Source organism: Paenibacillus silvestris, assembly GCF_009882985.1.
Lineage (GTDB): Bacteria > Bacillota > Bacilli > Paenibacillales > NBRC-103111 > Paenibacillus_E > Paenibacillus_E silvestris.
The window spans coordinates 784,459-806,733 of record NZ_WTUZ01000040.1 but is presented as its reverse complement, the minus strand read 5'-3'; the positions used below and the strand labels follow the sequence as shown (position 1 = coordinate 806,733).

Sequence of the window (22,275 nt, the reverse complement as noted above, 5' to 3'; positions counted from 1 at the left end):
TGGTGACTGAAAGTTGGGTATTTTAGAAGAGTTTTTACCAGCCTATCTAGAGGAGATCGTTGGCGATCGATTCGGGCGTTATTCCAAATATATTATCCAGGATCGCGCGATCCCGGACGTTAGAGACGGCTTAAAGCCTGTGCAACGACGTGTTTTGTACGCGATGTACGATTCAGGGAACACCCCTGATAAACCATACCGCAAGTCCGCCAAAACGGTCGGCGATGTGATGGGGAACTATCATCCACATGGAGATGCCTCCATTTATGATGGCATGGTTCGTATGGCGCAGCCATGGAAGATGGGTCATACCCTTGTGGATGGCCATGGAAACTGGGGATCTCTTGATGATGATCCGCCTGCAGCCATGCGGTATACCGAAGCCAGGCTCTCTGAAATTGCGATGGAGCTGCTTCGTGACATTGAGAAACGTACGGTTATGTTCAAAGATAATTTCGATAACTCTACGAAGGAGCCTGTTGTGCTCCCGGCGCGTTATCCGAATCTGCTTGTAAATGGTGTGAGCGGCATCTCGGCAGGTTTTGCGACTGAAATTCCGCCGCATAACTTGCGTGAAATTATTGATGCCTGCACTGCAATGATCGACAAGCCTGAGATCACAGTTGACGAGTTAATGACAATCGTCAAAGGTCCAGACTTCCCTACCTCCGGTATTATTATGGGGGAGGAAGGGATTCGTGAGGCTTATCGCACTGGTAAAGGCCGTATCTATATCCGGTCCAAAACAGCGATCGAAGACATGCGCGGCGGAAGACAGCAAATTGTGATTACGGAAATTCCGTATCAGGTCGTGAAATCTCGCCTCGTTACCGCCATGGAGAACATCCGCCTTGAGAAGAAAGTCGAAGGCATCGCGGAAGTTCGGGACGAAAGTGGACGTAATGGATTGCGGATCGTCATTGAGCTGAAAAAAGAAGCGGATGCACAAGGGATTTTGGCTTACTTGCTAAAGAAAACGGATTTGCAAGTAACGTACAATTTCAATATGGTTGCGATTGTTAACAAAGCGCCGCGCCAATTGGGTATTCGCGAAATTCTGGAAGCTTACATTGGGCATCAGAAGGAAGTTGTTACATTCCGTTCCCAATATGAGCTTGAGAAAGCGGAAGATCGCGCTCATGTCCTAGAGGGACTTGTCAAGGCGCTTAACATCTTGGACGAAGTGATCACAACGATCAAAGCTTCCAAAAATCGCCAGGATGCACAAAACAACTTGGTCGAGAAATTTGGCTTTTCTGAGCGTCAAGCGGACGCCATTCTAGTCTTGCAATTATACCGGTTAACGAACTTAGAAATCACAACTCTGGATAAAGAGTTGAAAGATGTTGAAAAAACAATTGCTTATTTGCGTGGCATTCTGGGCAGCTTGAAAAAGCTGTTAGGTGTCATTAAAGATGAAATGGGCGAAATCCGCAAGAAATACGGCATCGAGCGCCGCTCAGCTATTCAAGGCGAGGTTGAGGAGCTGAAAGTTAATCTCGAAGTGCTCGTCAATCCCGAAGATGTTTTCGTAACGCTTTCTAACGAAGGTTACTTGAAACGGACTAGCAAGCTTTCGTTTACGCGATCAGGCGGAGAACTGGAAAATACAGGCCTCAAAGAAGGCGACTACTTGCGCTTCTTGCTCGATGTCAATACGATTGAGAGTTTGCTGATCTTCACGAAGAAAGGCCAGTATTACTTACTGCCTGTCCATCAAGTGCCAGAGTACAAGTGGAAAGAAAATGGTACCGCGATCGTCAATGTCATTCCAATTGCGAAGGAAGACCGTATCGTCAATGTGATTCCGATCAAAGGCTTTGACGATCCAACGAAATCACTTGTGTTCGTCACCCGCAAAGGGCAAGTGAAGCGTACGGAGCTCAAAGAGTACATGACGAATCGTTCCAATGGACTTGTCGCTTGTAAGATTGCGGAGCAAGATGAAGTGCTGCATGTGCATCTCAGCGACAATACGAAGGAAATCTTGCTTGTAACGAAGCTTGGAATGAGTATTCGCTTCCGTGAGGAAGAAGTAAACCCGATGGGCCGTGCAGCCGCGGGTGTACGCGGCATCCAGCTCAAAGAAGACGATGATGTTGTCTCGGCTGAGTGGATTTACGGGGATGAAGGGGAAGTACTCGTCATTTCGGACCTCGGGTATGCGAAGCGGTCCCTTGTCGTCGATTACCCGATTCAAGGGCGTGGAGGAAAAGGCATTCTTACCTTTGAGTTTAAGGAAGGCAAGCGTGTGAGACCGAATGGAACAGGTTTAATCCGAACATTCATTGTGAAAATGGATTATCAGATTACAGCCGTGATGAGTAATGGAGAGAAGCTTCGCTTCTCAACGGAGACAGCGCCTCTGGAAGATCGTAAAGCGCAAGGCAAACAGCTTATACCTGTTACCAAAACAGAATCCATTATAGATATCCTGCGTTTCCCTCAGTCATAACTGATTGAAGGTGGATCCAGCTTCTCCATCAGATTAAAAGCTAACTCTAATAAGACCCACAGGGGCATCGGTTCGTCTAATCGATCCAGCCACTGTGGGTCTTTTAGCATGCCTGCCTCGAGTGCCTTTTTGCCAAGCTCTATTTTCCAATCGTCCACTTTGAACCACTCCTTAACGTGATCTGCCATACTAACTGCTTCACAGTATATGTCAGAAGTGGGCGGAATGTTAAAAAGTAATGTAGACATTCTTCAAGTTCGGACAAAGTTGTGGACGACTCGACAACATGCCACAGCGTGTCCTAGAAATGTGCAGCTTTTGTAGGAAAGTATTAATGGCATTAACCTTTTAACCTGTGAAAATGCGTGCTATACTTGCGATATAGTAGATGTTGGAAGCGAGATGATGTGAGGTTGTATTCCGATGAGTTTGGAAAGCTGTGGCTGAAATTGTCTAAGGAATTGAAGAGCCAGATGGAAGTAGGATTAGCACCTACGATTACAGAAGGGCAACTTAACGTATTAGAATTACTTATGACGAACGAGCGAATGAAGCCTTCAGATCTAATCGAATATGTATCTACAACACCTGCTGCGGTTACAACACTATTAGATCGTATGGAGAAAAGTGAATTAATCGTGCGGGTGCGGGATGAGAAAGACCGCCGTATCGTTTGGGTCCACGTAACCGACAAAGGAAAGACGGAATGCGAGCGAGGTACGTTAGTCCGAGAACAACTGCTGGACACCTACCTGAGCCGCGTTTCCGCCCATAATCAGAAACTGCTTATTTATTTGTTGGGGAAGGTCGCCAATTAATAGCTGAGGCGGCTCCCAGAGATGAATTTACAATTCTGGGATTGTAAATTCACTCCATGGCCGCTGCACTGGCGGCAGCGACCGGAAGCGCATCGTCTCTTTGAGTGTTGGATGCTCAAAGGACAGTGCCGTCGCCCAGAGCGCTAGCTGCTGGCCGGGCTTGTTGACCGCGCTGCCGTAGCGCTGGTCGCCGTACAGTGTGCAGCCGATGGCAGCCAGCTGCACGCGGATCTGATGCGGCCGTCCGGTGTGCAGCTTGATCTGAATCAAGCTGAGACCGTCTTGGCTGCCGAGCAGCTTATAATCCAGCACAGCCTCCTTGGCTTCGTGCTGGCCCGGTTTGACAACGCTGACGGTATTCGTCCGCGTGTCTTTCCAGAGCCAGTGACGCAGCGTAGCGGTCGGCTGTGGCGGTTTGCCATGCACAATAGCGACATACGTTTTGTCCAGCTGCCTAGTTCTTACCGCGTCAGACAGCCGTGATGCGGCTTTTGACGTTTTGGCGAAGACCATAACGCCGCCTACGGGACGGTCAAGCCGGTGGACAAGCCCGAGGTATACATTGCCAGGCTTGTTGTGCCGATGCTTGAGATCTGCCTTCAGGACGTTCAGGAGATCAGGATCACGCGAGTCGTCCTCTTGTGTGGGCATGTTCACAGGCTTCTCTACCACGAGAATGTGGTTGTCTTCGAAAAGTATCGGAATTTGCGATGCTCCCGAACCATCTTTAGCTCCAGTCATCTTATGACTCCCAGCGTCCCAGAATGCCGCAAGGGAGCATTAAGCCGGAGTGAGTGATCGGCAGGCCGATTTCTCCACTTGAGATCGTACCGCCATGCTTGCTTTTCATCGCCATCGTTAAGATGTTTTGAAGCACTGTAGCCGAAATGCCTGTTGTATAAGAGTTAATTAACAGGAATAAAGGATTATCCGTCAAGATGCTCTGACAGGTTTGAATGAAAGGGAAGAGGTCATCTTCAAGTTTCCAAGTCTCGCCATTAGGTCCGCGTCCGTATGAGGGAGGATCCATGATGATCGCATCATATTTGCTGCCGCGGCGCTGTTCTCTTTGTACGAATTTGAAAACATCATCCGTAATGAAACGAACAGGGCGACTGCCCATATTGCTGAGATGCAGATTCTCTTTCGCCCATGATACAACACCTTTGGAGGCATCGACGTGGCAAACCTCTGCTCCTGCATAAGCGCAGGCGAGTGAGGCTCCACCTGTATAGGCAAAAAGGTTCAATACCTTGATCGGTCTTCCGGCGTTTTGGATTTTGTCAATCATCCATTTCCAGTTGACGGCTTGCTCAGGGAATAGACCCGTATGCTTGAAGCTGGTTGGTTTAATATAAAAGGACAGCTTCTGATCGTAGGTAATCGTCCAGCGTTCTGGCAGTTCAGCATGCTGCTGCCACTGTCCGCCGCCGCTGGAGCTGCGGTGATAATGAGCATCGGCTTGACGCCATGCAGGTGTTTCTTTTTCCAAAGGCCAAATGATTTGCGGGTCCGGTCTTCGAAGTACGATCGTGCCCCAGCGTTCAAGCTTTTCGCCGCCGCCAGTGTCGAGAAGTTCGTAATCTACCCAGTCTTTTGCATAAAACATGTTACATTCCATCCTTCAACTTGTATACTTTAACAAACATCCATTGTACACCATTTATTCACTTAAATCGATCTTTTCAATCAAACCGGGTAATTCTTTTTCTACAAATTGCTGGTACTGCGCTTGTTCCAGTGAGCCTCTTAACGAGTCCTTCACGGAATCGAAAGATTTCACGGATCTGGATTCGACTTTGATCACGTGATAACCGAATTGTGTCTCAACGGGGTCGCCTACAGCACCAATCGGTTGTTCAATCGCAGCTTTCTTGAATTCAGGTACCCAGCTGCCAACTTCTGCATCTGCATAAAGTCCGCCTGTTTCTTTGGAACCAGGATCGTCAGTTAGTTCTTTAGCCAACTTGGCGAAGTCTTCACCGTTCTTAAGTTTTTCCTCGACATCTTTAGCAAGCTTAAGCGCTTCTTCTTTCGTACGCTTCACACTTCCGTCTCCGCTTGTTAAACCAATCAAGATGTGGCGAACAGAAGCTATCGTATAAGCATCTTTATCTTGTTTGAGGTTGTCGTCATACTTGGCTTTCAGTTGTGCGTCGGAAATACTGGACTTGATATAGTTTTCTGCAGTTAATCTGCCGACAAGGTAATATTGAAGTTCCGTTTCAGTTACTTTGAAGTTTTTCAAGTCTTCTAGAAATTTGGCTTCGCCATTTTGGGTTTTCCAAGTCGCAATTTGAGCTGACGCTGCATCTTTAGCCGCTTTTTGGTCAGCCTCGGAAGATTTACCGTATAGAATTCTATATTGAATTAATTGGGAAGCAACACTTTTTTGATACTCTGGGCTATCTTTTGAAGCCGCATGGTTGGTATTGAAAATGGCCTGCAGCGCAAAGAAAGTATCAAACTCGCCTTTTGTTACCGTACCGCCTTTATAAGTTGCAACGACTTTATTCGGATTGCTTCCGATCCAAATGGTTTCATTTTCTTCATCCCATTCGACTTTTTTTCCTAACGCTTCACTTACGAAGCGAAGAGGGACGTAAGTAGAACCTTCATAAACAAAACCTTTTCCATCTGCCGGCACTTTTTCGACACCATCAAACATATATTTGATGCTGCGGAAGGCCACTTCAATTTGACTGCTAGCCGCAAAAGCAGCTGTACCGCTAATTAATGAACCGATCGTCAAACCTACGATAAGTCCTTTCACCTTGTCTTTCATAATCTGGTTTCCACCTTTCAATTGACTGTCACTTAAGTAATTCACCCAGGATAAAGGATTTTCCTTTTTTTAATATGAGGGATTGAAGGAATTCTCTACCTGCTTGTTGTATTTGTACTGTATGTGATTAATTGTTACATCCATATTTTGAAGAAAAAGGTCGATTATGGGAGGGATAACATGGGGGCAAATGTTGGCACACCCAGCTCAGAAGATTTGTTTCTACTTCATGAAGGATCCCTGTATCACAGCTATCGCATTCTAGGGGCGCATGTTAGCAAAAGAAAAGGATATGAGGGAGTTCGTTTCGCTGTATGGGCGCCTAATGCCAAACAGGTTAGCTTGCTAGGGGATTTCAACCAATGGCAATCCGGTGAACACCGTATGGAGAAGTTCAGTTCACTTGGGGTTTGGATGCTGTTTGTTCCTGAGGCAAGTGAAGGTGATCACTACAAGTACGAAATTCAAAGCGAGACAGGTCAAATTTTGTTGAAAGCTGACCCTTACGCCTTTTATTCGGAAGTACGTCCAGGTACAGCCTCTCGCGTTGTCGATCTGGAAGGCTACGAATGGCAGGATGAGGCCTGGCAAGAGATGAAGAAGACAGCACCCGCTTATAACAAACCTTTGTCGATTTATGAGGTGCATCTAGGTACGTGGCGTAAAAAAGACAGACATAGCGAAGAATTATATACCTATGACCAGCTTGCGGACGAGTTAGTCGATTATGCCGTAGAAATGGGTTATACACATATTGAGGTTATGCCGCTTGCTGAACACCCCTTTGACCGTTCATGGGGCTATCAAGCGACAGGTTATTACTCTGTAACAAGCAGACACGGTTCGCCGAAGGAATTCATGCATTTCGTCGATCGGTGTCATCAAAAAGGAATTGGCGTCATCATGGACTGGGTCCCCGGGCATTTCTGCAAGGATGCTCATGGTTTGAGGCAATTTGACGGAAAGGCGCTTTATGAATATCAAGATCCGCGAAAAGCCGAGAAGCTGGAATGGGGGACACTTACATTTGATTTTGGCAGGCCGGAAGTGCAAAGCTTTCTGATTTCAAACGCCATATTTTGGATGGACATGTACCATATCGATGGAATCCGGGTTGATGCTGTAGCTTCCATGCTGCACTTAAATTTCGGTCGTTGGAATGAGAAACCCCTTAAGAATCAGTGGGGCGGGGATGATAATCCCGAAGCCGTTGCTTTCTTGAGAAAGCTGAATCAAGTTGTCTTCTCTTATTATCCGGATGCGCTTATGATGGCAGAGGATTCGACAGACTGGCCACTAGTTACAGCACCTGTGCATGATGGCGGGCTTGGCTTTAACTATAAATGGAATATGGGCTGGATGAACGATATGCTGCGCTATATGAAGCTGGATCCTATTCATCGCAAATATCACCATAAACTGATCACGTTCTCCTTTATGTACGCTTTTAGCGAAAATTACGTATTACCGTTTTCTCACGATGAAGTTGTCCATGGGAAACGTTCACTCCTGCATAAGATGCCAGGCGATTATTGGCAGAAATTCGCCAATCTGCGCGTTTTATACGGATATATGTCAGGTCACCCAGGCAAAAAGCTGCTGTTCATGGGCAGCGAATTCGGTCAATTCGACGAATGGAAAGATCAGGAAGAAGTGGATTGGTTCCTGCTGAACGGGTATGAGAAGCATGAACAAATGCACATTTACGTAAAGGCGCTCAATCAATTTTATTTGGACCAGCCGGCTTTATGGCAAAAGGATCATAGTCCTGACGGTTTCAAATGGATTAATCCACATGATGAGAGCCAAAGCGTCGTTACTTTCATGCGTAAAGGAAATTTGGCTGAGGATGATCTGATTCTCATCTGCAACTTCACGCCAGAGGTGCACCCTGATTATCGAATCGGTGTTCCACGTGGTGGGATGTACGAGGTTGTTTTTAACAGCGATGCCCCTGAATTTGGCGGTTCTGGCCAAGGAAACAAGCTGCCAATCACGAGTGAAAAAAGAAAATATCACGAACAGCCTTATAGCTTATCTCTGTGTATTCCGCCGCTTGCGGCTGTTTATATAAAATGTGTGAAAGAATTCCAACTAGAGAAAACGAAGTTGAAGGGGGAAATCAGAGATGCGCAGTAAAGAATGTGTGGCTATGCTCCTCGCTGGTGGAGAAGGACGAAGACTAGGCGTGCTAACGAATAATTTGGCCAAACCAGCTGTTCATTTTGGCGGGAAGTACCGTATCATTGATTTCACCCTTAGCAATTGCACGAATTCAGGGATCGACACCGTTGGTGTCTTGACGCAATATCAACCTCTCGTGCTCAACACGTATATTGGAATCGGCAGTTCGTGGGATCTAGACCGCAAATATGGCGGTGTCACTGTGTTACCTCCTTTCATGGAGCAAAAAGGCGGGGATTGGTATAAAGGAACCGCGAATGCGATCTATCGCAACATTGGATTTATTGAGCAGTATGATCCGGAGTATGTACTGATCATCTCGGGTGATCACATTTACAAAATGGATTATGACAAAATGCTTTCCTATCACAAAGAGAAGAAAGCTGACGCAAGTATTGCCGTTATTGAAGTGAAATGGGAAGAAACCAGCCGTTTCGGAATTATGAGTGTGAACGAGAAACAGGAAATAACTGAATTTGCCGAAAAACCAAAAGAAGCGAACAGTAACCTGGCTTCCATGGGTATTTATATTTTTAACTGGAGTGTTCTAAAATCGTATTTGATTGCGGACGAGGAAAATCCGGATTCCAGCAAAGATTTCGGGAAAGATATTATCCCAATGATGCTGCAAAATGAAGCAAGAATGTATGCTTATCCATTCGAAGGCTATTGGAAAGATGTCGGTACGATCGATAGCTTATGGGAAGCAAATATGGATCTGCTCGATGACAATAACGAGTTGAACCTTAATGATAAAGATTGGCGTGTGTACTCCCAGAATCCATACCAGCCTGCTCAATATGTGGCGCCTACTGCGAATATCAAGCGTTCACTTGTGAATGAGGGTTGTGCGATTTTTGGAGATGTCGATCATTCTGTCTTATTCTTTGGTGTACAAGTTGGGGAAGGCAGCCAAATTCGTGACTCTGTTATTATGCCGAATGCGAAAATCGGTAACAATGTAACGATTAACAAAGCGATTATTGGTGAAAACACGGTCGTAGAAGATGGTGCTGTTGTAGACGGTAACGGTGAAATTACACTCATAGGCGGCAATGAACGCGTTTTAGCTACTGCCAAACAGAAGGGATGATCTAGATGAAACATGTAATGGGTGTAATTAATTTAGTGAATGAACCGGACGATTTGGAAGAACTGACGTATTTCCGTTGCCCTGCTTCGGTACCCTTCGGCGGACGCTATCGGTTAATTGATTTTACATTGTCGAACATGGTGAATTCTGGGATTGATAATGTGGCCGTATTCACACAGCACAAGTACCGGTCCTTGATGGATCACCTTGGATCCGGGAAAGAGTGGGATTTGGACAGAAAGCGTGGGGGATTGTTCGTACTGCCATCCGTCATGGATGAGCCAACGGGCATTTCACGCGGGGATTTGTATCAATTCTACAGCCATCGTGATTATTTCTACCGCGGGAAAGAAGAACTGGTTATTATTTCTCGCAGCCATATGGTGTGCAACCTTGATCTGCGCGACGTTATCCGTCATCACGAGGATACGCAAGCAGACATTACGGTCATCTATAAGCAAACGGATGAGGATATCCAAGGCAAGTTCCGCCGCTTAGCCGTCAAAGATAACGGACAGGTTACGCTTATGGAAGATCACACGGGTAGACTGCGTACAAATAACATTTCTATGGAAATGTATATTATGAGCAAAGCGCTGCTGCTTGACATGGTAGAATCTTGCTTGGCACAGGGTTATGATCACCTGGTTCGCGATGGTATTATGAAAAATATTGACAAGCTCAGTGTGTATGGGTATAAATTCGAAGGGCATGTAGGAATCGTGAATTCCATTCAAGGCTACTACAAGCACAGCATGCAGCTGTTGAATCCAGTGATCTGGAGAGAATTGTTCTTCCAGAAAAACCTGATTTTTACGAAAGTAAAAGATGAGCCGCCTGCGAGATATTTGGAGTCTGCTGCCACCAAAAACGCGCTGATCGCGAACGGTTGCACGATTGAAGGTAAGGTAGAGAACAGTATTTTGTTCCGCGGAGTGAAAATCCGTAAGGGTGCTTACGTGAAAAACAGTATTATTCTCCAAAACTGCGAAATCGAGGAGAATGTAATTATTGAGAATGCGATTCTCGATAAGGATGTCTTCATCTCTCGCGGTCGCGTACTGACTGGAGACAACAAAGCGCCGTTCATCGCGGCAAAAACCAAAGTGATCTAATCGATACCATTTGTATGCAGATAACTAGATATAATCCGAAAAGCCTGCCTCCCCAAAGGCGGCTTTTCGACTATCAGGAGGAATGGAAAGATGAAAGTACTCTTTGCAGCTTCAGAGGCGGTTCCTTTTATCAAAACAGGAGGTCTAGCTGACGTAATTGGTTCACTGCCTAAGGAGCTCACCCAGCAAGGACTGGATGTGCGGGTTATTCTGCCTAAATATGGCGGCATTCCAGCCAAGTACCGAAGCGCGATGACAACGGCTGTGACGCATGATATCTATGTCGGTTGGAGAAAGCAATATATCGGAATTGAAGTTCTGGAGCAGGATGGCGTCACTTTTTATTTCGTGGACAATGAATATTATTTCAATCGTCCTGGCATTTATGGTTATGGCGATGAGGCAGAACGGTTTGCTTTCTTCTGCAAAGGCGTTATCGAAACATTGCCACTGCTTGACTTCCAGCCGGATGTCATCCACTGCCACGATTGGCAAGCGGGTATGATTCCTGTGCTGCTAAAGGCTCATTATCAACATCTGCCATTCTACAGTGAGATCAAAACGTTAACGACCGTTCATAACTTAAAATACCAAGGTGTGTTTAGTCAATCGTTGTTTAAAGAGTTGTTTGGACTCTCTGACGATCATTATACCGGCACAGCGCTTGAACTGCATGGAGGAGCCAGCTTTCTCAAAGGTGGGCTACTATACTCAGACCGTCTTACAACGGTGAGTCAGACCTATGCGGAAGAAATTCAAACACCTTATTTTGGTGAAAATTTGGATAGCTTGCTGCGCCACCGCAGGGATCAGCTGACAGGCATCGTGAACGGTATTGATTATGACGTATTTGATCCCATGAATGATCCGCATCTGGTGTCTACTTACCGAGATTCGCTGCCCAAAAAGCTGTTGAACAAGACAGCACTCCAGGAGAGCTTAGGATTAGCAGTGAGAGATGATGTACCAATGATTGCTCTAGTCACCCGCTTGGTGCAGCAAAAAGGGCTAGACCTCATCCAGCATGTCCTCACGGAGATTCTGTCGCTAGACATCCAGCTCGTCGTTCTGGGGACTGGCGAATATGACTACGAGGAGATGTTCAAGCAAGCAGCCAAGAAGCATCCTGATAAAGTATCAGCTCAGATTCTCTTTGACGAGGCTTTGGCGCATCAAATTTATGCTTCATCGGACTTGTTCTTAATGCCCTCTCAATTCGAGCCATGCGGGATTGGACAGCTGATAGCTCTTCGCTACCGCACTGTACCGATCGTTAGAGAAACTGGTGGGCTGAAGGATACTGTTCAGCCATATAATGAGTTTACTGGCGAAGGCACGGGCTTTTCCTTCAGCAATTACAACGCGCATGATATGCTGCATACGATCCGTCGAGCGGTCTTTTTCTATAAAAATGATCGAGATGCATGGCTGAAAATTCAGCAGAACATGAAAAAAGGTGACTTTAGCTGGAAGAAGTCCGCACAGCAGTACATTGGACTTTATAAGGAAATGGTCAATTAAATGGAAAAACAGGACTGGAGGCTCATAGCTTCCAGTCTTTTTTACCTATTTCCTCTTCATTTCTCATTTACAAATGACGATAAGTATGTTGTCGAGTGAAAAATGGTGAGGGAGGCAGTTGTTAATAAATGAGCCGGACGACAGAATGTTTTACAGACGCAGATATGTATCTTTGCATGCTATTTCAAACACCTGTTGAAGTGTGGTTTGACGGTGAATTAGAAGACTCAGGAACACTCATAGAAGCGTATTCAGATGATGTCATTAAAGTAGGCGGCGTTTACTATCTAAGGAAGCTATGCCTAATTAAAAAAATAGCATAAAGCAGGGCCAGCCTCGTATTCTAAGTTGGAATACGAGGTTTTTTCGAAATTGCCGAAAATAAGGTATAATATTGCTGATCCACCGACATCAACGGTTAGGAGTGGCTAAATGGATTGGGTATCGCACGCGCTTACTGTACTTTTTATTATTAATATTTTACTTGCCCTTACAGTCGTGTTCTTAGAACGCCGGAACGTGGCTGCCACCTGGTCTTGGCTGATGGTGCTTCTGTTCATTCCAATTCTCGGATTTCTGCTCTACGTGATGCTAGGACAAAATCTAAGCCGCAGGAAGCTGTATAAATGGAACCAGCGCATGCAGGAAAGAATGCAGACGGTCATCTCTGAGCAGCGAGAGCAGCTGATGAATGGGACGATGACGTATCTAGATCCCATGGTCAACGAATATCGTGATTTGATTTATTTGAACGTGTCCTCCAATGACGCATTTCTGACCCAGGATAACGGTGTCCATATTTTCACAGATGGCATAAGCAAATTCAGCGATTTACTCTTGAAAATCGAGGAAGCGAAAACGCATATTCATATGCAGTATTACATCGTGAAGAATGACGCGCTTGGGAAGAGAATCATTCAGGCGTTAACGAGAAAAGCGGAACAGGGTGTCATCGTTCGATTTTTGTATGATGATATTGGTTCACGATCTTTGAAAGATTCCTTTTTTCGTGATTTTCTGAAAGCCGGGGGGCATAAAGCAGCCTTCTTCCCTTCCCGAATTCCTTATTTGAACTATCGGGTGAACTATCGCAATCATCGGAAATTGGTCATTATTGATGGTCAAATTGCGTATATGGGCGGGTTCAATGTAGGGAATGAATATCTCGGCATGGATCCTAAGTTCGGGTTTTGGCGAGATACCCATTTGCGCTTAACGGGAAGCGTGGTTCGCGCGCTTCAGTCCCGTTTCATTCTGGACTGGAATTTAGCCTCTGCGATGCCAGTCGAAGTCGATCCGTGCTATTTTCCAGAACGTGGAGAAAGAAGTGCTTTGCAGCAAGTACCTATGCAGATAGTGGCTAGTGGGCCTAATGAAGAATGGCCGCATTTTGTGTATACATTTCTCAAAATGATTCACATGGCCAAAAAGCGGATCCTGTTGCAGACGCCGTATTTTATACCAGAAGAGAGCATGCTCAATGCTTTGCGCATTGCCGCGTTGTCAGGAATCGATGTTCGTATTATGATTCCGGAGAAAGCGGATCACCTGTTTGTGCACTGGGCTTCCCTGTATTATGTGGGGGAATTGCTTCGTGCCGGAGTGAAATGTTACCTCTACGATTATGGGTTCTTGCACGCGAAGACGATTATTATCGATGGGAAAGTAGCATCGGTAGGGACGGCTAACTTCGATATTCGCAGTCTGCGGCTTAATTTCGAGACGAATGCGCTGATGTACCACGAAGAAACAGCGAAAAATCTGGAAGCTACGTTTTGGAAGGACATGGAGGGGTGTATGGAATTGACGTTGGAGGAATATGAAAAACGTTCCCTACGGATACGATTCTTGGAGTCCATCTCGAAATTGATCTCTCCCATTTTATGAACAAAAAAAGAACACCTCAATCTTCCTAGAAGGAGAAGAGGTGTTTTTTTGGCATGCGATTGTTATGTCATTAATACACGGTTTCGCCGTTATCGTAATTAAATTGCCATTGGATTCCGAACTTGTCTTCCAAGTTTCCGTAGAGTTTGCTCCAAAAAGTTTCCTGCAATTCCATGCCAACTTTGCCGCCTTCTTTCAGCTTATGGAACGCGGACTTGATTTCTTCGACATCTTTGCTAACCATGGATAGGGAGATATTGTTTCCAGCTACAAAAGGCATGCCTGGGAATACGTCAGAGAACATAACTGTGCTGCCGCTAATCGTAAGTCTAGCGTGCATGACCAAGGATTTCGCTTCTTCTGGGAGTGGGTAAGCTGGGTCTGCTGGCGTATCGCCAAAGGCCATGATTTTCGGTTGCTCTGTCCCGAAAACTTCTGCATAATACTCCACCGCTTCACGACAATTTCCATTAAAATTCAAGTAAAAATCTAATGCCATTTGTATCACTCCTCAGATTTGTTAGTTTGCATATTATTCCCATATTGTATCATTTAACTTGTCCTTAATCCAACATCATGAAGGTAAAGTAAGCTTGATTTAGTTTTTTTGAAATTGGGTTGGTGTCACTCCTTCGATTTTTTTGAAAATGCGGGCAAAGTAGCCAGGATCATCGAAACCAATGGATTCGGCAATCCATTTGATGGATAAATCGCCTTTTCTCAGTAACGGTTTGGCTTCTTCAATCCGTTGTTTCTGCTGGAAGTCAGTTATTGTCATTCCTGTTTCCTTCTTGAACTGCCTTGAAATATGTGCTGGATGTGCGTGGCACTCTTGGGAAAGCTCCTCTAGGCTTAATGGTTTATTGTAACGCAAGGAAACGAATTGAAGGACTTTTTGGACGAGGGGGGAGTATCCCTTTACAGCATGCAGGCGTACCAACTGACAATATTCGTCGAATAGGCGTGTCATTAATTTATCAAGCGATTGGATCGTTTCGGTCCGTTCGATTTGTTTGGCGAATTTCTCAGAGATTTGATGCAAGAAAAAGGGCTGGACATTCGCATTTTTGGCGGCGACTCGCAGCAATGTATTTAGAATAATAAGGGCATTTCTTAAGGCTCTAACCGGCTGATTCGGGAATCTTTCGGAGAAGTCATACAGATTTTTCATTTTGGAGCGTACTTTCTGCAACGTATCATGATCGCCATGCTGGACTGCCATTATCATCTCTTGCTCAATTTGATAACGTAAATCAATCAGGTCGATATAAGCTTCATCGGATTGCTGCAGCATGAGCTCGACGCTTCTTTGCCGGGGAGATCTAACGGGTTCTGGTTGGAGCTCTAATTCCCGAATATCGGTTTGCGAAATGCCTTCGATTTGCTCGAAAACATTAGCCATACTTTGAACCCTCGCAGCGCTAATTAATTTCAACCCTCGGTAAAAGACCTCTAATTCAATTCGTTTTCCTTGATCCAGTTTGAAGCTCGTGTATAGTCTATTGACATCTGGAACCTGCAGCAAGAAAGGTCCGGTGACTAGTATGTTGGTGCGCTCCTCATGGATTCTGAAAGCTTTGGCCAGGTAAGTAAACCCCCAAGTATTCGTGTATTTACAGCATTGTCCAGGGGATTGTTGAGCTTCTGTGCAGAGGAATGCGATGTCCTCCTTCAGCCACTCACTTAGAAATTCAGGGGTAGGGTCATGTTCATGATGCAATAAAACAGCTCCGCTGCTGGTTGTAACGACGGTATTGATATCCGTTAAGTGAAAAAATGTCGTACTTATCGCGGAGAGGTGGAATGGCTGTACGGTCATAAGATTCTCCTTACTTTGAGCAAGTATGTTAAAATCATCCCTTAGATGCAATTTACATCCTAATCTGAATTTGATTCTCTTAGTATAATCTTAATTGTTGAGCTTGAAAATCAGATTAAAAGGAGCGGGTGTTATGTTATATCCAATCGTCTCAGAGTCACGGGGAATGATAGATCTTAGTGGGATTTGGAAATTTAAACTGGATTTTGGAAAGGGCTTTCAAGAGAAATGGTTCGCTACTTCGCTTAGAGAAACCATCCCGATGTCAGTGCCATCATCCTTTAATGATGTAGGCGTTACAGCTGATATACGAAACCATGTGGGCTGGGTCTGGTATGAGCGAGATTTCACCGTATTAAATTTGCTGATGTCGGAGCGTATTGTCTTGCGCTTTGGTTCAGCTACTCATCGAGCTGTGGTTTATGTGAATGGAGAGCCTGTTATGGAGCATAAAGGTGGTTTCACACCGTTTGAAGCGGAAATCAACACCTTTTTAACAACGGGGCATAATCGATTAACGGTTGCTGTGAACAATATCGTGGATGAGACGACACTGCCAGTAGGCAACTATAGTGAGCAGGAGGTTCCGGGGCGTGGCCTTGTTGCGAAAAATAGTCCGAACTTTGATTTCTTTAATTATGCTGGCCTCCATAGACCGGTGAAAATATATACAACACCTCATGTGCATGTGAAAGATGTGACCATTCTAACCAATTGGAACGAACAGAAGGGGATTGTTCAGTATGAAGTGGACATAACGGGGAAAGGGCAAGTGAAGGCAGCTGTTGTCGATCAGTCAGGTGTAGTCGTAGGAGAAAGCAATGGACTTCAGGGGATGATCGAAATCGAAGAGGTGACACTGTGGGAGCCTCTGAAAGCCTATTTGTACACGCTTAGAGTTGAGATTAGCGATAATGGACAGCTTGTTGATGTTTATGAACAGCCTTTTGGTGTAAGAACGGTCGAGGTTAAAGATGGGAAATTCCTGATTAATCATAAGCCATTTTATTTCAAAGGGTTCGGGAAACATGAAGATTCTGCGATACATGGAAGAGGATTGAATGAGGCGGCCAATGTTCTGGATTTCCGCTTGATGAAATGGATCGGTGCCAATTCGTTCCGTACAGCCCACTATCCTTATTCCGAGGAATTAATGCGACTTGCTGACCTGGAAGGACTTGTTGTGATTGATGAGACGCCTGCCGTCGGACTGCATCTTAATTTCATGGCGATGTTCGGAAACGGTGCGAAGCGGAAAACGTGGGAGGAACTTCGTACAAAAGAACATCACCAAGACGTTATTCGGGAACTCATCGCGCGGGACAAAAATCACGCTTGTGTCGTTATGTGGTCAATAGCTAATGAGCCGGCCTCGGAAGAAGAGGGAGCAGATGCTTACTTCAAGCCGCTTGTCGAGCTTGCCAAAGAGCTTGATCCGCAAAAAAGACCTGTGACCATTGTCACACACCTTATGTCAACGCCTGAAACATGTAAAGTTGCTGAGCTAGTTGACGTGCTTGCACTGAATAGGTATTACGGCTGGTATGTACAAAGCGGGGATATGGAAGCGGCCAAGATCAAGCTGCGCGAGGAATTGAACGGATGGGGCAAACGCTGCCCAGGCAAGCCGATTATGATGACGGAGTATGGCGCAGATACGATTGCTGGCTTGCATGATGTAGACCCTGTAATGTTTACCGAGGAGTTTCAGGTCGAGTACTTGCGAGCTAACCACGAAGTATTTGATGAGTTTAACACCTTCGTTGGCGAGCAGGTTTGGAATTTTGCAGATTTTAACACGTCCCAAGGGATTATTCGGGTTCAAGGAAATAAGAAAGGCATCTTCACGCGGGATCGAAAGCCGAAATATGCCGCTCATGAACTGCGCAAAAGATGGCTGGCTATTCCAGAGTACGGGTATAAGAAATAGCATCCGAGCATACGGCAATCGCACATGTAGTGGGGGGATACAATGAGTAATATGGTTATTCACAATGTGTCTGAAACAAAGATTAACGCCAAGGCGAGCCGCCCTTTCGGGGTCCGGGATAAGCTGGGTTATTTGTTCGGTGATTTCGGAAATGATTTCTTCTTCATCCTGGTAAGCTCATTCTTAATGGTTTACTACACAGATATTTTTAAGATTCACGCTGCGACGATAGGTCTTGTATTTGTAATCGCAAGACTTTGGGATGCTGTTGCAGATGTGGTATGGGGGCGTTTCATCGACACGAGAAAAGCGGGGATTCAAGGCAAATTTCGGCCTTGGATCTTCCGAATGTCTTTTCCGCTTGTCTTGTCAGGTATTCTCATGTTCGTGAAGATTCCAGGGATGTCAGATGGCTTCTATATGGCCTATGCGTTTGTCACTTATCTGGTTTGGGGTACGCTGTACAGCACAGTCAATATCCCATACGGATCTATGGCGTCTGTGATTACGAGCGACTCGGTCGAGCGTACAACTTTATCGACATTTCGGACGATGGGGGCAATGCTGGCTAGTCTAATTATCAACGTGGTGGGGCCTTTAATCCTGTTCGTTAACAATAAAGCGGATTCCAACAGGTTCATGCTGGCAGCAATTATTTTTGGTATTTTATCGATCGCGTGCTACATGGCATGTTATAAATTATCAACAGAACGGATTACAATACCAGAAACGCAAAGGAATAAGATTCAACTACGTACAACGTTAAAAGGCATGTTAAAAAATAGACCATTAATCTCCATTCTGATTGCGTCGCTCACGTTTATGATGCTTTCCATGCTGGTAGGCGCAGTGAATGTGTATTTGTTTAAAAATTATTTTGGAAGCGCTTCGATGTTGAGTATGGCGGGATTAATCCAGACAGCTGCGGTATTTATCGCGATTCCTTTCGTGAAATCATTGGTATACAAATTCGGCAAGAAGGAGATCGCAGCAGCTGGCATGCTGCTTTCCGCTGTCGTCTACCTTACTTTGTATTTCTTACCGAGTTTGACAGCTTGGCAATTTGTGATTATTTCCGCTGTTGGGATGTTTGGTTTTGCCTTTTTCAATTTAGTCGTATGGGCTTTTGTCACTGACGTGATTGACTATCAGGAGTATGTGACTGGCATGCGGGAAGATGGCACCGTGTACTCCGTTTATTCCTTTGCCCGCAAGGTCGGGCAAGCGCTTGCAGGCGGCATAGGCGGCGTGGCTATCGGTTCTGTTGGGTATGATGCGGCTCGCTCTGTGCAGAGCAAGGAAGCACTTGATGGCATATACACTTTGGCCACTTTAGTCCCAGGCATCGTGTATCTGATCATATTCATCATCATCATTTTCTTATACCCGCTGAATAAACAGCGAACGAGTCAGCTTGCCGAACATTTGAATGAAATGAGGCTGAGCAGCGGAGGAAAGTAGGGATAGTCATAGCCGGGCTGGTGGCGGCGGCAATAGCGGAACCTGAGGGCGCTATTTATGCGCTCAGGGGTGTTTGAGATCTTTTCGGGGAACTGGAGGGTCTTATTTCTAAGAATTTGGCGGAATATCAGCCAAATCTTAGAAATAAGGGACCACAGTTCCCCTTCGGCGTAAAAAGGGGCTATTTCGCAGAAATAGCGCCCTGTAGTTCCCCGTAGCCGAGCCTCGGCCCAGCCCTCCACGCCGAGTTGGCATGCTGCTGGCAGCGACGTATAGCGGAACCTAGAGGTCGTTTGTGAAAAAAATGAACAATACGCGTTTACATATTGACTTATTCGAGAACTCACGATAGAATTTGGTTTGTGAATTACTAAATTAGTAATTTACTAAATTACTAAATAAAAACGAGGGAGATAACCAAATGAAAATACCTACTTCTTTAAAACATAAGCCTGTCATTGTTTCTGAAAACTATGAGCAAGTGGATGGCAGATACGCCGCTGGTACATCCGATGCGAAAGGGCTCTCTTTGGGATTGGCCCAATGGAACGACAGAGGGAAGGTCGACATTTCGGCCAAAGTCTGGCGATACACGGGGGAGAAATGGTCCCGACAATCGGAAGAGCTGCCACTGCATCGCGTTCTCGACCTGGCCATTCTTGTTACACGAAGCATGCTCTATTTCCGTGAAGAGGCATATCGAAACAAGAACTTGTACGATCCAGAGAATCCGGTGATTGACCGTGTAGGTCTGCAAGGAGATGCGATGACTGTAGCGGTCTGTACAGATAACGAAAAAATTAATGAAGATATTAAACTGTTCAGCCAAGCGCTTAGTGAAGATGATGAGCTTAATGGCGAACGTCTGCGTACGCTGTCTAGAATTTTAAAAGATATGGGGTATTAGCGTGTTTACGAATCGATATGTGCGAACCATTATCCTTTCGCGGGTGTTCCTGCAATTAGGTGTTTGGATAAGAAATTTTGCCGTACTTTTATATGTTACAGATATAACGAATAATGATCCTACGTATGTGTCACTCATCTCTGTCGTTGAATTTGCTCCTATATTTCTATTCGCGATTATCGGAGGGACATTTGCAGACCGCTGGAAACCCAAGCGAACGATGGTTTGGAGTGACTTTTTATCAGCCATTTCCGTGATAGCCGTGCTGCTTGCTCTTGTGATGGGTGAATGGTATGCGTTATTAATTGGAACACTGATCTCTGCGAGCTTATCTCAATTTTCGCAGCCCTCCGCGATGAAGCTCTATAAGAAGCATGTCGCAGGCGACAAACTGCAAAGTGTCATGGCGCTTTCTCAATCTCTAATAGGCATCTTTACCATCGTAGGTCCAATCATTGGTGTCTTTGTTTTCATCCAGTTTGGTATTCAGGTTTCCCTTCTATTGACGTTTTTATTTTTCCTGACGTCTGCCATTATCTTATCGTTCTTGCCACGTGACACGGACGATGTGAAGACGGATCAAGCCGGTAGTTTTATGTCCGAGATGAAGGCCGGGATAAGTTATGTATGGTCTAACCGTTCTTTACGAACCCTAGGTGCAACATTTGCTGCTTCAGGGCTTGCGGCGGGAATGATTCAGCCTCTAATGATTTTCATCACGATAGAAAACTTAGGTCAGGATAAAGCATTCATGCAGTGGTTTCTCATGACGAATGGCGCGGCAATGCTGATTGGTGGAGCCTTCATCATGACTGTAGCCAAGAAAGTGAAACCGCAGGTGCTTCTTGCAGTGGGCTTGCTGGTTAGCGCCATATGCACGATTGCCGTAGGAGCATCGAAGATACTGGTGCTGTCCTTTGCACTCCAGGCACTAAGCGGGCTATTCTACCCCTGCGTTCAAGTTGGCATTCAAACGCTTCTTATGAAAAATACAGAAGCCGCTTATATGGGAAGGGTCGGAGGCGCAATAACCCCCATTTTTATGGGTATGATGGTGGTGGGCATGTCGATTTCGGGATATTTAAAAGATCTGTCCTCGCTGTTTGCGGTCTATGTGCTTAGCGGTTGCCTGCTTATTATTGGAGCTTGGCTGTTAGTGCCGATCATGAAGGAAAAACAGGAGAAACAGACGCGGGCACAAAGTTTATGATGTGCTTTACGATGAGGCTGTCCGGCAAGGTTACTAGACCTTATGGCAGCCTCTTCTTCTTTTAGGAAAGTACCCTGCCGCATTGTACACGAAAAGTCGGATGTAGACTCCGGACTTTTGTTATTTTATAGATAAGAGTTGGAGGTGAGCTTGGGGATGCTTGAAAATATGAATGGCGCAATGTCCTATATCGAAGACAATCTGACGGAAGAGATTGATTTCAAAGAAGCAGCCAGAGTAGCGTTGTGCTCAGAGTTTCATTTCAAAAGAATGTTCTCATTCTTGTCAGGTGTCTCGCTATCGGAGTACATCCGTCGCAGAAGGCTTACGCTTGCCGCATTTGAGCTTAACCATAGCCCTATAAAGATCATTGACTTGGCGGTAAAATACGGCTATAACTCGCCGGACTCTTTTACCAGAGCCTTTCAAAGCCTGCATGGGATAACACCATCGGAGGCAAGAGAGACGGGGCAAACGTTAAAAGCCTATCCGAGACTGACCTTCCAGCTCACGATTCAAGGAGGAGATGTCATGAACTACCGGATTGAAGAAAAAGAAGCGTTTCGCATTGTTGGACTTAAGAAAAGGGTGTCCATTATGTTTGATGGCGTGAATCCAGAAATCGCAGCGATGTGGGCAAGTTTAAATGCAGACCTGATTCAACAGCTCAAATCGCTATCCAATGTAGCGCCAAAAGGGCTAATTAGCGGGTCAGCCAACTTTTCAGAAGGGAGGATGGAAGAGAAAGGGGAGCTTGATCATTATATTGGAGCAGCAACGACGTTGGAATGCCCGGAGCATCTGGCTTCGCTTGAAGTTCCTGCCTCCTCATGGGCCGTATTTGAGGCTGTGGGTCCTTTTCCAGAAACTCTTCAACAGGTATGGGGCCGCATCTATTCCGAGTGGTTTCCCTCTTCGAGTTATGAGCAATTGGAGGGTCCAGAGATCCTGTGGAATGAAAGTAAAGACGTCACATCGCCTAATTTCAGAAGTGAAATATGGATTCCCGTTTCGAAAAAGTAAGATGGGCTTCATGGACAAATGTGTAGAGGTGGTGCTTCTTAAGCATCATCTCTTTTTTTTGCAACAA

19 protein-coding genes are annotated in these 22,275 nt (G+C 45.5%); 13 read left to right on the top strand and 6 right to left on the bottom strand.

Translation table 11 applies throughout. From position 1 onward, the window contains the following. Positions 1–13 precede the first annotated feature (13 nt). Positions 14–2,455 (top strand): DNA gyrase subunit A, encoded by a 2,442-nt coding sequence (gyrA, locus tag GQF01_RS35640; RefSeq protein WP_161412047.1) that lies wholly within the window; start codon positions 14–16, stop codon positions 2,453–2,455. Here the strand turns inward: gyrA and GQF01_RS35635 are convergent. After that, entirely contained in the window at positions 2,446–2,613 is a 168-nt protein-coding gene (locus tag GQF01_RS35635) for a hypothetical protein (protein ID WP_235960831.1), read from the bottom strand. The genes gyrA and GQF01_RS35635 overlap by 10 nt on opposite strands. Positions 2,614–2,868: 255 nt before the next feature. Here GQF01_RS35635 and GQF01_RS35630 point away from each other — a divergent pair, with 255 nt between their 5' ends. Continuing rightward, positions 2,869–3,273, top strand: a complete 405-nt coding sequence (locus GQF01_RS35630; RefSeq protein WP_145655982.1) for a MarR family winged helix-turn-helix transcriptional regulator — start codon at positions 2,869–2,871, stop codon at positions 3,271–3,273. A gap of 27 nt (positions 3,274–3,300) precedes the next feature. Here GQF01_RS35630 and GQF01_RS35625 read toward each other — a convergent pair whose 3' ends face one another. Genes GQF01_RS35625 through GQF01_RS35615 form a run of 3 tightly spaced genes read right to left on the bottom strand, consistent with a single transcriptional unit; the run spans position 3,301 to position 6,058 of the window. Then, a complete protein-coding gene (locus tag GQF01_RS35625) occupies positions 3,301–4,014 on the bottom strand; it encodes an RluA family pseudouridine synthase (protein ID WP_161412045.1) in 714 nt (237 codons plus the stop codon). Position 4,015: 1 nt separating this feature from the next. Next, a complete protein-coding gene (locus GQF01_RS35620) occupies positions 4,016–4,882 on the bottom strand; it encodes a class I SAM-dependent methyltransferase (RefSeq protein ID WP_161412044.1) in 867 nt (288 codons plus the stop codon). 54 nt (positions 4,883–4,936) lie between these two features. Then, positions 4,937–6,058 (bottom strand): peptidylprolyl isomerase, encoded by a 1,122-nt coding sequence (locus GQF01_RS35615; protein ID WP_161412043.1) that lies wholly within the window; start codon positions 6,056–6,058, stop codon positions 4,937–4,939. Positions 6,059–6,238: 180 nt separating this feature from the next. Between GQF01_RS35615 and glgB the strand changes: the two genes are divergently transcribed. From glgB to cls, 6 genes are all read left to right on the top strand, one after another. Further along, positions 6,239–8,197 carry a 1,4-alpha-glucan branching protein GlgB gene (gene glgB / locus GQF01_RS35610; protein ID WP_161412042.1) on the top strand — a complete coding sequence of 653 codons (1,959 nt, stop codon included), beginning with the start codon at positions 6,239–6,241 and terminating at the stop codon, positions 8,195–8,197. After that, positions 8,187–9,335, top strand: coding sequence for a glucose-1-phosphate adenylyltransferase (locus tag GQF01_RS35605; RefSeq protein WP_161412041.1), 1,149 nt, complete (start codon positions 8,187–8,189; stop codon positions 9,333–9,335). Before glgB ends, GQF01_RS35605 begins: the two co-directional genes overlap by 11 nt. A 5-nt stretch (positions 9,336–9,340) precedes the next feature. Then, complete coding sequence (gene glgD, locus GQF01_RS35600) at positions 9,341–10,450, top strand: glucose-1-phosphate adenylyltransferase subunit GlgD (protein ID WP_161412040.1); 1,110 nt, start codon at positions 9,341–9,343, stop codon at positions 10,448–10,450. Positions 10,451–10,540: 90 nt separating this feature from the next. Next, positions 10,541–11,971, top strand: coding sequence for a glycogen synthase GlgA (glgA, locus tag GQF01_RS35595; RefSeq protein WP_161412039.1), 1,431 nt, complete (start codon positions 10,541–10,543; stop codon positions 11,969–11,971). Between the two features lie 128 nt (positions 11,972–12,099). Continuing rightward, positions 12,100–12,294, top strand: coding sequence for a hypothetical protein (locus GQF01_RS35590; RefSeq protein ID WP_161412038.1), 195 nt, complete (start codon positions 12,100–12,102; stop codon positions 12,292–12,294). 109 nt (positions 12,295–12,403) lie between these two features. After that, complete coding sequence (gene cls, locus GQF01_RS35585; protein WP_161412037.1) at positions 12,404–13,858, top strand: cardiolipin synthase; 1,455 nt, start codon at positions 12,404–12,406, stop codon at positions 13,856–13,858. A gap of 70 nt (positions 13,859–13,928) precedes the next feature. Here the strand turns inward: cls and GQF01_RS35580 are convergent, their stop codons facing one another. Together GQF01_RS35580 and GQF01_RS35575 are read right to left on the bottom strand one after the other, a co-directional pair. After that, the gene (locus GQF01_RS35580) at positions 13,929–14,357 is read right to left on the bottom strand and encodes a VOC family protein (protein WP_161412036.1); all 429 of its coding nucleotides are present in this window, start codon (positions 14,355–14,357) and stop codon (positions 13,929–13,931) included. Positions 14,358–14,456: 99 nt separating this feature from the next. Next, positions 14,457–15,677: a helix-turn-helix domain-containing protein gene (locus GQF01_RS35575; RefSeq protein ID WP_161412035.1), complete on the bottom strand. Its 1,221-nt coding sequence runs from the start codon at positions 15,675–15,677 to the stop codon at positions 14,457–14,459. A gap of 133 nt (positions 15,678–15,810) precedes the next feature. On the opposite strand from GQF01_RS35575, the gene uidA reads away from it, so the two are divergent. The 5 genes from uidA (at position 15,811) to GQF01_RS35550 (ending at position 22,208) form a co-directional block, all read left to right on the top strand. After that, the gene (uidA, locus tag GQF01_RS35570; RefSeq protein WP_161412129.1) at positions 15,811–17,607 is read left to right on the top strand and encodes a beta-glucuronidase; all 1,797 of its coding nucleotides are present in this window, start codon (positions 15,811–15,813) and stop codon (positions 17,605–17,607) included. 42 nt (positions 17,608–17,649) lie between these two features. Next, positions 17,650–19,068 carry an MFS transporter gene (locus GQF01_RS35565; protein WP_161412034.1) on the top strand — a complete coding sequence of 473 codons (1,419 nt, stop codon included), beginning with the start codon at positions 17,650–17,652 and terminating at the stop codon, positions 19,066–19,068. Positions 19,069–19,489: 421 nt separating this feature from the next. After that, positions 19,490–19,975 carry a DUF6530 family protein gene (locus GQF01_RS35560; protein ID WP_161412033.1) on the top strand — a complete coding sequence of 162 codons (486 nt, stop codon included), beginning with the start codon at positions 19,490–19,492 and terminating at the stop codon, positions 19,973–19,975. Position 19,976: 1 nt separating this feature from the next. Then, entirely contained in the window at positions 19,977–21,185 is a 1,209-nt protein-coding gene (locus GQF01_RS35555) for an MFS transporter (RefSeq protein WP_161412032.1), read from the top strand. Between the two features lie 156 nt (positions 21,186–21,341). Next, positions 21,342–22,208, top strand: a complete 867-nt coding sequence (locus tag GQF01_RS35550; RefSeq protein WP_407945446.1) for an AraC family transcriptional regulator — start codon at positions 21,342–21,344, stop codon at positions 22,206–22,208. Positions 22,209–22,275: the final 67 nt, after the last annotated feature.